Consider the following 13,619-nt stretch of genomic DNA (forward strand, 5'->3'; position numbering starts at 1 on the left):
TTCAGTTGGTGTTTTCATTTGAATCAATAATTAAAATCTTATTTGTCTCTAGTAAACAGAATTGTTTGCCCGTTGATTAACAAATTAAATTCGCTTTTACTTTCGTTAAATTGAATTGTTAAACCTGCTTGTTCAAACGTGAATTTATCTTTACCAGCAGCTGCTAAAGGTAATTTTGGTTGCCCAGTTGCATTGGCTACAAGTGAACCGTCTTCTTCCGTGAAATTAATTTTAATAGGCATTAATGCACTTGAAAAGTTTCCTAAATAAGAATCTAAAATTACATCTTTTTCTAATTCTCCTTTGTCGGCACTCCAAATATTGTTGGCGCTATTTACGTCAGGGAAAACGTGATCTGGATCTAAAGTGATGGTTTCAATTTCTTCAGTAGAATTATTTTTGAAAGACCAATCGGTATTTTTCTGCCATATTTCGACAGGTAATTTTACACGAGTAACGGTTCCGCTTTTAAATTTAATATCTAAAACAACAGGAAGTGCCATTTTTTCAAGGTTTTCCATCGAAATAATAGCGCCTAATTTAGGGTTGTTTTTCACATATTTAACCTTCGTAATTGCTTGGTCAAAACGCCAGTTGTTTACAAACCAACCTCTCCAAAACCAATTTAAATCTTCACCAGCAACATTTTCAATGGTCCTGAAAAAGTCATCTGGCGTTGGATGTTTGAATGCCCAACGTGCTACGTAGGTTTTGAAAGCAGTATCAAAACGTTCTTTTCCAAGAATTTGTTCGCGTAACATTACCAATCCTGAAGAGGGTTTGTAATATCCTAACATTCCCATATTCGCTTCTTTAAAACCATCAGGCGCCGTCATAACTGGTTCCATTGAAGGTTTAGTAAAGGCTTCAGACATTTGGTGCATGTCTGTAACAGGCGATTTATATTCTCCATTATTGAAATCAACAGAGCTTAAAGAATTTATAAAAGTATTAAACCCTTCGTCCATCCAAGCAAATAAACGCTCGTTAGAACCTACTATCATTGGAAACCAAATGTGTCCAAATTCGTGATCTGTAACTCCCCACAATCCTTCTCCTTTAGATTCCCAACCACAGAAAACGATTCCAGGGTACTCCATTCCACCTTCATTACCAGCAACATTTGTAGCGGCAGGATAAGGATATTCAAACCATCTTTTTGAATAATTTTCAATTGATGTTTTTGTGTATTCAGTAGAACGTCCCCAAGCAGAATTGCCATCACTTTCAACTGGATAAGCTGATATTGCAAGAGATTTTTTACCACTTGGCAAGTTAATTTTAGCCGCATCAATAATGAAAGCAGCTGAAGAAGCAAAAGAAACATCACGAGAATTTTTAATTTTATAATGCCAGTTTAATGTTGGTTTAACCAATGGTTTTGAAACTGCATTTGCAACATCTTCCGCAGAACGAATTACGACCGTTTTATCACTATTTGCTGCTTCTGCCCAAAGTTTTTGTTGTGCAACAGAATAGACTTCTTTTGGATTTATTAATTCCCCCGAACAAACTACAACATGATTTGAAGGTGCCGTAATTGTTACATCGAAATCACCGTATTCTAAGTAAAATTCACCAGCTCCTTGGTACGGTAGCGTGTTCCAACCTCTTACATCATCATAAACACACATTCTTGGATACCATTGGGCAATGGTGAAAATTTTACCGTTTTTAGTATCTAAAACACCCGTTCTATCCGAACCGTATTTTGGTGAAATATAGGAGAACTCTATTTTTACTTTTAATGAAGCACCGTTAGCATTCAAATCTTGTGGAAGAACAATTTTCATTCTTGTGTCATTGATTTCAAATTTAGCTTCTTTTTCAACTGATTGTCCACCAATTACAGCAACTATTTTAACGGATTTAATTTTGTGACCGCCATCAAATTTCTCTCCAGCTGCTCCGTTACGACTACCACTTACAGGAATTACAGCATTTCCACGAGAATCAGTTTTGAATAGATTTTGATCTACATTCATCCATAAAAAAGACAATTTATCAGGACTGTTATTGGTGTAGGTTAAGGTTTCTGTACCAATTATTTCACTTGTTTTATCATTTAAATTTGCTGTCAATTGATAATCGGCTCTATTTTGCCAATATTTTTCTCCTGGCTGACCACTTGCAGAACGCGTTGCAGTTCCATTTTTGGTATAAAAATTGGGTGAAAAAGCATCATGATAATTGTAATTTGAAACTGATTTGGTTTCAGTTGCTGGGGCTTGTTGCGCATTTGCAATTACTGTTCCGAAAAATAAAGCCGAAAATAAAATGGCTTTTGTGAAATGGTTTTTCATTTATTTTTTTTTTAGGTTTTAGATAAAACGAATCATTTAAATATATGTTACAACCAATAAGATTAAAACATTTAAATAAGTAAACAATACGAATTTCAAAGTTGCTACTTTTTATTGAAATAGGAATATTTTTAACAAAATTTAATGAAAATTAGAGTTCAATCGCTCGGAATTAAATACTTTTACAAAAAATAAAACATTGAATACAACTATTTCAAATTCTAATTTGACTGTAATAATAAATCCGTTAGGTGCAGAATTAATATCGCTAAAAAACTCCAATTGCAAAGAATATATTTGGGAAGGAAATCCTGAATTTTGGGGCAAACATTCGCCTATTTTATTTCCAATTGTTGGTTGTTTAAAAGACGATACATATTCCTATAAAGGCAACTCATATTCTTTATTACGACACGGATTTGCTCATAAAATGGAATTTAATATTATTGAAAAATCAGCAGATAATGTTGTTTTTTCAGTAACAAATGATAAAGAAACTTTAGAGAATTATCCGTTTGAATTTGAATTGCAGATTAGTTATACGCTTGTAAATTCAGAATTAAAAATTGGTTATAAAGTCATCAATAACAATGATTTTGAAATGCCATTTTCAATTGGCGGACATCCAGCAATTGCATTGCCAAATGAATTTGATAATTATTCATTGGAATTTGAGGAATCAGAAATTTTAATCTGTTCGCAACTTGAAAACGATTTAATTTGCAACGAAACTATTTCATTACCAATGAAAGAAAATCGTTTGCCTCTCTCATATTCTTTATTTGAAAATGATGCTTTAATTTTTAAAAAATTAGAATCTAAAGCAATTATAATTTCTGAAAATAACGTTCCATTTCTGAAAGTTAAATTTGAAGGATTTCCATCTTTAGGGATTTGGACAAAACAAAAAGCACCTTATATTTGTATAGAACCGTGGTTTGGATATGCCGATACAATGAAAAATTCAGGGGAATTATCAGAAAAAGAAGGAATTCAAATGATTGGAATTAGTGAACAATTTCAATCCGAATATTCAATTGAAATTTTATAAAAGTAAAAACCATGTTAGTTCTTAATTTCAAACCATTTCCGAATATAGATAGCGAACGTCTATTGCTTCGACGCATTGATAAAAATGATGTGCAAGAAATTTTCGAGATGCGTTCTGATGCCGAAAATATGAAATACATTCCCAGACCTTTGGTAAAAAACCATGAAGAAGCTTTGGAACACTTGGCAATGATTGATTCTGGAATAGAAAAAAATGAAGCAATAAATTGGGCAATAACTATCAAAGGAAGCTCAAAATTACTTGGTATTATAGGTTTTTATAGAACCAAACACGAACATTATCGTTCAGAAATTGGGTATATGCTACTCCCAGAAATTCACGGAAAAGGAATTGCTTCAGAAGCAGTTGCAATTGTTGTGAAATTTGGATTTAATGAAATGAAGTTGCATTCCATCGAAGCCGTAATTGACCCTGAAAATGCTGCTTCTGAAAAAGTTTTACAAAAAAATGGATTTGTTAAAGAAGGACATTTAAAAGAAAATGAATTTTATGATGGTAAATTTTTAAACTGTTTTATTTATTCTCGGTTGAATACTAAATCGTAAATTAAAAAAAGCAGACCTATAAGCCGGGTTCTGTCTCCAATTAATCGGAGCCTTATCATTTATCTAGTTCCGATATTACTATCGAAATCCATCTTTCTACCCTTCAACAACAGACGAGAAGCCCTTGACTATTGATATACTTGAAATTTCACCGCATAGAGTTTACCTGGTTTCACTACAGCCTTACCTGTACATACTTTCTGTTGCACTTGTCCTCTCTCGATTGCTCGAAATGACGGGCGTTACCCGCTATGCTTCTCTTTGGTGTCCGGACTTTCCTCCCCGATTAAATCGCGGCGATAAGGCGGTCTGCACTGCAAAAATACTATTTAATATGAAGTTTAGCACCTTTATCAAACTTATTTTTTGGAGCTATTTCCTGCTCTTCGCTGTATCCACGCTAAAAAGCGTGGGATGCCGCTTCGATCAGGGCTAGGTTCCCCATCTCCAAATGACAGTCTTAATAAGTTATTAATATCTTTCAATATTTATATTTTTCAATCACTAAATTTAAACCTATATTTGCTTTAATTAGAATAATGTCATGGAACAATTTGTAGTATCGGCTCGTAAATACCGTCCTAAAACATTTAAAGATGTTGTTGGGCAAAAAGCCATAACCAATACTTTATTGAATGCCATAGAAACCAATCATTTGGCTTCAGCCCTATTATTTACAGGTCCTCGTGGTGTTGGAAAAACTACTTGCGCACGAATTTTGGCACGAAAAATCAACCAACCAGGTTATGATGATCCAACGGAAGATTTTGCATTTAACGTTTTTGAATTGGACGCTGCATCCAACAATTCTGTTGACGACATCAGAAGCCTGATTGACCAAGTGCGTATTCCGCCACAAACGGGACAATACAAAGTTTATATTATTGATGAGGTTCACATGTTGTCTTCAGCTGCTTTCAATGCTTTTTTGAAAACATTAGAAGAGCCACCAAAACACGCCATTTTTATATTGGCAACGACCGAAAAACACAAAATTATTCCAACGATTTTATCGCGTTGTCAGATATTTGATTTCAAAAGAATTACTGTTAAAGATGCAAAGGAACATTTGGCAGAAGTAGCACAAAGTCAAGGCGTTTCTTTTGAAGACGATGCATTGCATATTATTGCTCAAAAAGCTGATGGTGCTATGCGTGATGCTTTATCAATTTTTGACAGAGTGGTTTCTTTTTGCGGAAATAACCTTACGCGTCAGGCAGTTACCGAGAATTTGAACGTTCTTGATTATGAAACGTATATCAATATTACCGATTTATTATTAGAAAATAAAATCCCTGAATTATTATTGGCTTACAATGAAATCCTTTCTAAAGGTTTTGATGGCCACCACTTTATAGCTGGATTAGCTTCTCATTTTAGAGATTTATTGGTTAGTAAAACACCATCAACTTTATTGCTTTTAGAAGTTGGTGAACAGGCGCAACAATTATATGGAATTCAGTCGCAAAAGGCATCTCAAGAATTTTTATTGAAAGGAATTGAAATTGCAAACGATTGTGATTTGAAATATAAAGTAAGTCAAAACCAGCGTTTACTCGTGGAACTTTGTTTGATGCAATTGGCCTCTATCACTTTTGATGGAGAAAAAAAAAAGTTGAATCCTATATAATTCCACCCACAAATTTTCGTAAAAGTGATTATTCAATTACTGATAAATCTACAGCTGTGGAACCGCTTCTAGAAAGTGTGGCAACTGAAAGTACCGTAGAAATAATTCCTGAAATAATTGAAATTTCCGAACCTCAAACAGCCGTTGAAACTACAATTTTAATTCCTATTAAAAATATCGTATCTAATTCAAATATAAATTCTTATGATATTTTATCTGAACCTAAAGTTTCGGCTTTTTCATTGGCAAGTATTCGAGCCAAAAAAGAACTTTTGGAAGCTGGGAAATCAATCGTAAAAGAAGAAGTTCATTTGCCAACAGAAGCATTTAACGAAACTGACATGTTGTTGCATTGGAATAAATATGCACAACGCTTGGGTGATAAAGGCTATAAAATTATGGAATCGTTATTGTTAATTAATGACCCTATTTTAAATGGAACGAGCATTACTTTGGAACTACCAAATCAAGGTTCTAAAATAGATTTTGAAACCGAAATAAATGGGCTTTTAGGCTATTTAAAAGGACATTTACACAACCACAACATCACAATTGAAGTTAATGTAAATGAAAAAGTAGCAACCAAACAAGCTTTTACAGTTCAGGAAAAATACAATCGTTTGAGTGAAAAAAATCCTAACTTAGATTTACTTAGAAAAATTTTTGATTTAGATTTATAGAAAATAAATTATATTTTTCCATAATACAATGCCTTCACTATCCCATCAGAAAGTCCGATTTTAGGAACATAAATGCTTCTAGCACCGCTCCATTTCATGGCATTCAAATATATTTTTGTTGCCAAAACAATAACGTCAGCTCTATCGGCATTCAATCCTAAATCGGTAACTCTTTGCTCGTAAGTCATTGAATTTAAAAATGCATATTGGGAATTTACATACATATAAGACAACGGTTTATCTTGCATTTTCCCCGACATTTTAAATAATTTATTGATATTACCGCCAGAACCAATTAAGGTTACCTCATCAAAATCTTCGGTATTTAATTTTATCCATTTTTCAATTTCAAGCCAAACTAAATCACTTACAACTTCATTCAATAAACGAACTGTCCCAACTTTGAATGATTTAGAAACAATCATTTTTCCATCTGAAAACAATGAAAACTCGGTACTTCCTCCACCAACATCAACATATAAATAAGTTTTTTCAGTTTTTAATAGATAATGTAAATCCGTTGAAGCGATAATTGCCGCTTCTTTTTTGCCATCAATAATTTCGATTTTTATATCCGCCTTTTTCTTGATTATTTCTACAACTTCCCTTCCGTTATAAGCTTCTCGCATTGCTGAAGTTGCACAAGCCATATATTTTTCTACTTTATGAACTTTCATCAATAATTTGAAAGCTTTCATAGCATCAACCATTCTATCGATGTTTTCTTCCGAAATTTCGCCAACCGTAAAAGCATCTTGACCCAAACGAATTGGCACCCGAACTAATGCACTTTTGCTAAATTGGGTTTCCTTTCCCTCTTCTTCAATAATATTTGCCACCAAAAGCCGCATCGCGTTTGAACCAACATCAATTGCTGCATATTTTCTTATTGTAATCATTAAAATGCTTATTTTAGGCTAAATTAATATTGTAATTATATATTTTCTGAAATAACATTCAACCTATTCAAATAATAATTATAGGTTTCTTGTTGCGCTCTGAAAACTGGGTTACTTCCACGAACTCTATATTTATTATCTAATTTTTCTGAATGTAATCGGGCTTTTACGTTTCCTTTCCATCCAATATTAAAATTATCAATTAGTTCGTTTTTAATTCGTTCATCATAAATTGGACACGTCACTTCTACTCGACCGTCAATATTTCGGGTCATTATATCAGCTGAAGAGATATAAACTTCGGGATCATTTTCATTGCTAAAAATGTAAACTCGAGAATGTTCCAAATAATTATCGACTATACTAATCGCTTCAATATTGGCACTCATGCCTTTAACTCCAGGAATTAAAGAACAAATTCCTCTAATTTGAAGTTGGATTTTCACACCCGCATTGCTTGCATCGTATAATTTATCAATGAGTTGAATATCTGTTAAACTATTCAATTTAATTTTTATAAATGCTGTTTTTCCCTCTTCAGCATTTGAAATTTCTCTTTCAATTAATTTACTAAATTTTGAACGCATGTAATGTGGCGAAACAATTAAATGTTTATACCTATGAACTCTATAATTAACATTGAAAAACTCAAATATTTTAGAAACATCTTTTAAAATTTGTTGATGGCTTGTAAAAAGTGTGACATCGGTATAAACTTTTGCTGTAGATTCGTTAAAATTTCCAGTAGAAATAATTCCATAACGAACTAATTTTCCTTTTTCAATTCTTTCAACAAGACAAATTTTACTGTGAACTTTCAATCCTTTAATTCCGAAAATTAGTTCTATTCCTTCGGTTTGCATTTGTTCCGCATAAAAAATATTACTCGCTTCATCAAAACGAGCTTGAAGTTCAATTTGCACGGTTACTTTCTTACCATTTTTGGCAGCATTTATAAGCGAACTAATTACTTGAGAATTTTTTGCTAATCGGTACAATGTGATTTTAATAGTGGTCACATTTGAATCTAAAGCAGCTTCTCTAAGGAATTTAATTATATATGAAAAAGACTGATACGGTGCATTAACAAGGTAATCTTTCTTGGCAATTTTATTCAAAATACTTCCGTCAAGACTCAAGCCCTCAACTGGTAAAGGAATTTTGGGAGCATATAATAAATCAAATCTTCCAAGGTTTGGAAAATCCATAAAATCGCGTCGGTTGTGGTATCTTCCTCCAGGAATAATACTGTCTGAGGCATCAATTCCCATATTGGTAAGGAAAAATTTCAAAGTATCTTTTCCTATAGATTGGTCGTAAATAAATCGAACAGGTTCTCCAATTCTTCGGTCTTTTACACTGGTCGCAATTTTCTCTAACATACTCTTACTCATATCACTATCAATGTCCAATTGGGCATCTCTAGTGATTTTTATCATGTGTGCAGAAACACTTTTGTAATCAAATATATTGAACAAACTTGAAAGATTATGTCGAATTACATCATCTAATAATATTACATATTGCTTTTCATCGATTGATGGAAGTACGACAAAACGATTGATAGATTTTGGAATTTCAATAACAGCATACCGAACTTCTGATTTTTGTTTTACAAATCCTAAAATTTTGGATTCTATTTCTGGTTTCATTACTAATTTTACAGCCAAATACCCAGAAGTATCTTTTAGAATTGGGAATTCCGCCAAATCATTTAAGATAATTGTAACCAATGCTGGACTCACTTTTTGGATGAAAAAATCTTTAATAAAATTTTCCTGCTCATTTGAAATTTGATTTTCATTGATAATAAAAATATTTTCCTTTTGAAGGTTGTTCTCAATAATATTTAATATTCGTAAACTTTCGGATTGTTGTTGGATTACAATTTCCGTAATATCTTTTACCAATTGATGGGCGCTAATTCCACCTAAAACTTTCTCTCCCGAAACCCCTGACAAACTTAATCTACGAATTGCAGCGTAACGAACGCGGAAAAATTCATCTAAATTATTAGAAAAAATACCTAAAAAACGCAATCTGTCTAATAAGGGAACATTTTCATCTGCCGCTTCTTGTAGTACTCTGGCATTGAAGGCGAGCCAACTTTTTTCTCTATCTATATATTTATACTCTATAGGTCTAATCATAATTTTAAATCTCTTGGAAAAAGTGTTTTTTCCGTCTTTCCTTTGCTTAATAAATTCCAATTCTCGAAATCAAAATTAATTGAAACTAAACCAGAAGTTGGTACATTATCAATTAAAATATCGCCAAATTTATTAACAAAATTTGTTATTGCAGCATTATGTCCGAAAAGAATAACATTTTCATAATCATTGTTGCACGATTTTATAGTTCGTTCTAACTGATTTTCATCAAATGTGTATAAATCATCCAAAAAAATAATGCTTTCAAATGGGCACATCCAATTTTGAGCAAAAATTGTAGCTGTTTCTGATGCTCGTTTTGCATTACTGCTAAAAATAACGAATTTTTTTGGTAAAAATTTCAAAATATTCAAAGATAATAAATGAGCATCTTTTACACCTCGATTAGAAATATGGCGGTCTTTATCATTCACAGGTGCGTCCCAACTGGATTTAGCATGTCTAATTAGTATTAAATTTTTCATAGAAAAGTAATTTATTGACAATTTGAAATGGCATTTCCTTAATTCACTTACAATTTACAAATAAATAATTATTTAAAGCCACTATTTATGTATTTATGATTAAAATTTAAATTTGTTAACTATTTATGTGCCATTTATCTACTAATATTAGAGTTCAAAAATTTCTTTTTATTTAAAATATTTTACGAGATAATTATTTTAAATGTCTTAAGTTGAAATAAAAGATTAATTTTAAAACTAATTTTGGCATGTACAGTATTTGTACTAATTATTCTTATTAAAATGGCATATAGTATGCTATAAATTGTAAAAAAAAATGAATTTGCAACTTTGAAAATAATTATCTTGTCAATAATAATTTTAAAGCCATCGAAAAACTTAGAAAAAAACATAAAAACAATGAAATCAAAAATAGTGTTTTTCGTTTTGATGTTGACTGGAATTGTAAGTTTTGCGCAACAAGACGCACAGTTTACACAATACATGTATAATACAATCAATATTAATCCTGCTTATGCGGGGTCGAGAGGGTTTCTGAGTGTGTTTGGGCTACATCGTACCCAATGGGTAGGCTTGGACGGAGCACCTGTCACAAATTCATTTTCGATAAACACACCTATAGGAAATAGTAATTTGGGCGTTGGAATTTCATTTATAAATGACAGAATTGGACCAACAAATGAAAATACAATTTCGGCAGATGTATCGTATTCGATTCCAACATCCGAAAGTTTCAAACTTTCTTTTGGAATAAAAGCAACTGCAAATATCTTTAATTTAGATGTTACAAAACTAAATCCAGTGAGTCAAAATGATCCGCAATTTCAAAATTTTGATAACTCCTTAACGTCAAATTTTGGTGGTGGTTTGTATTTGCATTCTGAAAAAACTTACATAGGATTATCCGTTCCAAACTTCATTGAATCCAATAGATACAATTCAAATTCAGTGTCAATGTTTAAGGAAAAAATAAATTATTATTTGATTGCTGGTCATGTTTTTGACATTGGTGAAAACCTTAAATTCAAGCCTACTTTACTGACAAAATTAGTAAATGGTGCGCCACTGCAAATTGATATTTCGGCCAATTTTCTAATCAATAAAAAATTTGTACTTGGTGGCGCTTTCAGATGGAGCGCGGCATTTAGCGCAATGGCTGGATTTCAAATTTCAGAGGGAATATTCGTAGGTTATGGTTATGATAAAGAAACTACCAATTTAGCAAATTATAATTCTGGTTCGCACGAAATATCCTTACGATTTGAATTATCAAGATCATACAACAAAATTACAAGTCCAAGATTCTTCTGAAAAATAAAGTTATGAAAACGAAAATAATACTATTCGCAGTGGTTTTAAGTAGCTTAACTTTCAAAGGATTTGCTCAAAAAGATGCTGAAAAAATTGCTGATAAAAATTATGAGCAGTTTGCTTATATAAATGCTATAATAACCTACGAACGAATTGCAAAAAAAGGATATAAATCGGTTGAGATGTTTAAAAAATTAGGGAATTCCTATTATTTCAATGCTCAATTAGAAAAAGCAGAAAAATGGTATGAGGAATTATTTTCTATGACGCAAGATGTTGAACCAGAATACTATTATAGGTATTCCCAGGCATTAAAAGCAAAGGGACTATATGTTAAAGCAGATGAAATGTTGCTTATATTCAGTGAAAAATTGGGTTATGATTCAAGAGCCAAATTATTCAAAACCAATAGAGATTATTTATATGAAATTAAAGCTAATTCTGGTAGATATAAAATTCAAGAGGCAGGAATAAATACGAAATATTCTGAATATGGAGCGGCTTATTACGGTAATAAATTAATATTTACGTCTGCTAGAGATACTGGATTTTTATTTCAAAGAAAACACAAATGGAGCAATCAATATTTTACAAAATTGTATGCTGCAGAAATGGTTTCGGATACAACACTTGGAACACCTGTGAAATTTGCTAATAAAATTAGAATACCATTTCACGAAGACACACCAATTTTTACCAAAGATGGTCAAACAATGTATTTTACACAAAATAATTATCTGAAAGGTAAAAAAGGAAAAAATTCTGAAAAAATAACATTATTTAAAATTTACAAAGCCAAATTAAAAGACAATGAATGGGGCAATGTTGAGGAACTTCCCTTTGATAGTGACAATTATAGCGTGGCACATCCTGCATTAAGTCCAGACGAAAAAACCTTGTATTTTGCTTCGGATATGCCGGGAACCAAGGGGCAATCAGATATTTTTAAATGTAAAATTGATGCAAATGGTAATTATGGGACTCCCGAGAATTTAGGGTCAAAAATAAATACAGAAGGTAGAGAAAGTTTCCCATTTATTTCTGATGAAAACGAATTGTATTTTGCTTCTGATGGGCATCCTGGACTTGGTGGATTTGATATATTTGTATCTAAAATCACAAAAGATGGTTTCTTCGAAAAAGTAAAAAACATAGGAGAACCTGCCAATTCTTCCAATGACGATTTTGGTTTTTTAATTGATTCAAAAACTAGAAGAGGGTTTTTGACTTCAAATAGAGAGGGCGGAAAAGGATTGGATGATATTTACCAGTTTTTAGAAACTAAAAGTCTGAGATGCGATCAGGAATTATCAGGGATTGTTACTGATTTGGAATCGGGAATTATTTTGCCAAATACTAAAGTTTCCCTTTTTGATGATAAATTCAACCTTCTGACTACTATTTTATCGGACACAAATGGGCATTATCATTTTGAAGTAGAATGTGAAAATGATTATTATATACGAGCTGAAAAAGTAGAATATACAACATTTGAAAAAAGAATAAACATTCCAAATGAAACTGGGAAAACAGAAATACCAATACAATTGGAAAAAACCATAAAAGAGGTTAAAAATGGAGATGATTTGGCAAAAATATTCGGAATAAAGTTAATTTACTTTGATTTAGACAAATCAAATATTCGGGAAGATGCCGCTATAGAATTAGAAAAAATATTAGATGTAATGGTTGAAAATCCAACTATAAAAATCAATATAAAATCACACACAGACAGCCGCGCTTCATTAGAATATAATGACCAATTATCAGAAAAAAGAGCAAAATCAACAATGGAATGGCTGGTTAAAAATGGAGTTGATTCAGGTCGATTAACCGCAAAAGGCTGTGGTGAAAGGGAATTAGTAAACAAATGTTCCGATGACGTACCTTGTTCGGAAGAAGAACATCAAGCAAACAGAAGAAGTGAATTTATAGTAGTGGGATTGAAATAATAGAAAACCGACTCAATTCCTTTTTATTAGAAAAAAATTGGATTTGTTTTTTTTAAATGTACCTTTGCAGAAAATTTGTCGATTTTAAAAACAAAAACAAATGTTTTTATCTTAAAAGACAACGAGTTAAGTAATTTATGAAAAAAATAGTTGAATACAGAAAGTTATTAAATGTAGATAAAACTGCAGAATTAAAAGATTTGAAAACCATCTATCGTAATGCCATGAAGGAGGCACATCCAGATAAATTTCAAGGTGATGAAGCGGGTTTAAAAGAAGCTGAAGAAAACAGTAAAAAAATTATAGAAGCCTACCACTTTTTGGTAAGTATCAATCCTGAAACTACAAAACAACTTTTACCAGAATACACAGAAACTATCTCAACTTCAACAATCTCAGATTACAAATTTGTAGATGGTCGTTTAATCATTAACTTTTCTAATGGTAGTGTATATGAGTACATTAGCGTTCCGAAAGCAACTTATGTGAAAATGGTAAATGCTGATTCTCCAGGAAGATTTGCTAAAAGACACATATTAAATTCTTTTACTTGGAGAAAAACAATCAACCAAGATTAAGTTTTATTTTCTAT

The 13,619-nt window shown here is 31.9% G+C and carries 11 protein-coding genes and 1 other RNA gene; 7 read left to right on the forward strand and 5 right to left on the reverse strand.

The features are described from left to right. Positions 1-38: 38 nt before the first annotated feature. A complete protein-coding gene (locus AC9UEH_RS01815) occupies positions 39-2,303 on the reverse strand; it encodes a M1 family metallopeptidase (protein ID WP_509527904.1) in 2,265 nt (754 codons plus the stop codon). Positions 2,304-2,502: 199 nt separating this feature from the next. On the opposite strand from AC9UEH_RS01815, the gene AC9UEH_RS01820 reads away from it, so the two are divergent. Both AC9UEH_RS01820 and AC9UEH_RS01825 read left to right on the forward strand, forming a co-directional pair. Further along, a complete protein-coding gene (locus AC9UEH_RS01820) occupies positions 2,503-3,354 on the forward strand; it encodes an aldose 1-epimerase family protein (protein WP_509527906.1) in 852 nt (283 codons plus the stop codon). Between the two features lie 11 nt (positions 3,355-3,365). Beyond that, positions 3,366-3,920 (forward strand): GNAT family N-acetyltransferase, encoded by a 555-nt coding sequence (locus tag AC9UEH_RS01825; protein WP_509527908.1) that lies wholly within the window; start codon positions 3,366-3,368, stop codon positions 3,918-3,920. 3 nt (positions 3,921-3,923) lie between these two features. On the opposite strand, the gene rnpB is transcribed toward AC9UEH_RS01825, so the two are convergent. Beyond that, positions 3,924-4,236: RNase P RNA component class A (gene rnpB / locus AC9UEH_RS01830), an RNA gene on the reverse strand. A 228-nt stretch (positions 4,237-4,464) separates the two neighbouring features. Here rnpB and dnaX point away from each other — a divergent pair. After that, a complete protein-coding gene (gene dnaX, locus AC9UEH_RS01835) occupies positions 4,465-5,550 on the forward strand; it encodes a DNA polymerase III subunit gamma/tau (RefSeq protein ID WP_509527910.1) in 1,086 nt (361 codons plus the stop codon). Between the two features lie 56 nt (positions 5,551-5,606). Then, positions 5,607-6,230, forward strand: coding sequence for a DUF8439 domain-containing protein (locus AC9UEH_RS01840; RefSeq protein ID WP_509527911.1), 624 nt, complete (start codon positions 5,607-5,609; stop codon positions 6,228-6,230). 8 nt (positions 6,231-6,238) lie between these two features. On the opposite strand, the gene AC9UEH_RS01845 is transcribed toward AC9UEH_RS01840, so the two are convergent. Genes AC9UEH_RS01845 through AC9UEH_RS01855 form a run of 3 tightly spaced genes read right to left on the reverse strand, consistent with a single transcriptional unit; the run spans position 6,239 to position 9,764 of the window. Continuing rightward, the gene (locus AC9UEH_RS01845; RefSeq protein ID WP_509527913.1) at positions 6,239-7,129 is read right to left on the reverse strand and encodes a Ppx/GppA phosphatase family protein; all 891 of its coding nucleotides are present in this window, start codon (positions 7,127-7,129) and stop codon (positions 6,239-6,241) included. A gap of 35 nt (positions 7,130-7,164) precedes the next feature. Beyond that, positions 7,165-9,279, reverse strand: a complete 2,115-nt coding sequence (ppk1, locus tag AC9UEH_RS01850; protein ID WP_509527915.1) for a polyphosphate kinase 1 — start codon at positions 9,277-9,279, stop codon at positions 7,165-7,167. Then, entirely contained in the window at positions 9,276-9,764 is a 489-nt protein-coding gene (locus tag AC9UEH_RS01855; RefSeq protein ID WP_509527917.1) for a SixA phosphatase family protein, read from the reverse strand. The genes ppk1 and AC9UEH_RS01855 overlap by 4 nt, the downstream gene beginning before the upstream one ends. 399 nt (positions 9,765-10,163) lie before the next feature. Between AC9UEH_RS01855 and AC9UEH_RS01860 the strand changes: the two genes are divergently transcribed. The 3 genes from AC9UEH_RS01860 (at position 10,164) to AC9UEH_RS01870 (ending at position 13,605) form a co-directional block, all read left to right on the forward strand. Then, positions 10,164-11,075 carry a PorP/SprF family type IX secretion system membrane protein gene (locus AC9UEH_RS01860; RefSeq protein WP_509527919.1) on the forward strand — a complete coding sequence of 304 codons (912 nt, stop codon included), beginning with the start codon at positions 10,164-10,166 and terminating at the stop codon, positions 11,073-11,075. A gap of 11 nt (positions 11,076-11,086) precedes the next feature. Beyond that, positions 11,087-13,027 carry an OmpA family protein gene (locus AC9UEH_RS01865; RefSeq protein ID WP_509527921.1) on the forward strand — a complete coding sequence of 647 codons (1,941 nt, stop codon included), beginning with the start codon at positions 11,087-11,089 and terminating at the stop codon, positions 13,025-13,027. A 137-nt stretch (positions 13,028-13,164) separates the two neighbouring features. Then, positions 13,165-13,605 carry a KTSC domain-containing protein gene (locus AC9UEH_RS01870; RefSeq protein ID WP_509527923.1) on the forward strand — a complete coding sequence of 147 codons (441 nt, stop codon included), beginning with the start codon at positions 13,165-13,167 and terminating at the stop codon, positions 13,603-13,605. Positions 13,606-13,619 lie beyond the last annotated feature (14 nt).

The organism is Flavobacterium sp., assembly GCF_040402835.1.
In the GTDB taxonomy this organism is placed as follows: Bacteria; Bacteroidota; Bacteroidia; order Flavobacteriales; family Flavobacteriaceae; genus Flavobacterium.

Bases quoted from the DNA above. Each gene is read 5' to 3' on its own strand.
- AC9UEH_RS01855 (WP_509527917.1), bottom strand. From the start codon at position 9,764: ATGAAAAATTTAATACTAATTAGACATGCTAAATCCAGTTGGGACGCA.
- AC9UEH_RS01860 (WP_509527919.1), top strand. From the start codon at position 10,164: ATGAAATCAAAAATAGTGTTTTTCGTTTTGATGTTGACTGGAATTGTA.
- AC9UEH_RS01815 (WP_509527904.1), bottom strand. From the start codon at position 2,303: ATGAAAAACCATTTCACAAAAGCCATTTTATTTTCGGCTTTATTTTTC.
- AC9UEH_RS01825 (WP_509527908.1), top strand. From the start codon at position 3,366: ATGTTAGTTCTTAATTTCAAACCATTTCCGAATATAGATAGCGAACGT.
- AC9UEH_RS01870 (WP_509527923.1), top strand. From the start codon at position 13,165: ATGAAAAAAATAGTTGAATACAGAAAGTTATTAAATGTAGATAAAACT.
- AC9UEH_RS01865 (WP_509527921.1), top strand. From the start codon at position 11,087: ATGAAAACGAAAATAATACTATTCGCAGTGGTTTTAAGTAGCTTAACT.
- ppk1 (WP_509527915.1), bottom strand. From the start codon at position 9,279: ATGATTAGACCTATAGAGTATAAATATATAGATAGAGAAAAAAGTTGG.
- AC9UEH_RS01845 (WP_509527913.1), bottom strand. From the start codon at position 7,129: ATGATTACAATAAGAAAATATGCAGCAATTGATGTTGGTTCAAACGCG.
- dnaX (WP_509527910.1), top strand. From the start codon at position 4,465: ATGGAACAATTTGTAGTATCGGCTCGTAAATACCGTCCTAAAACATTT.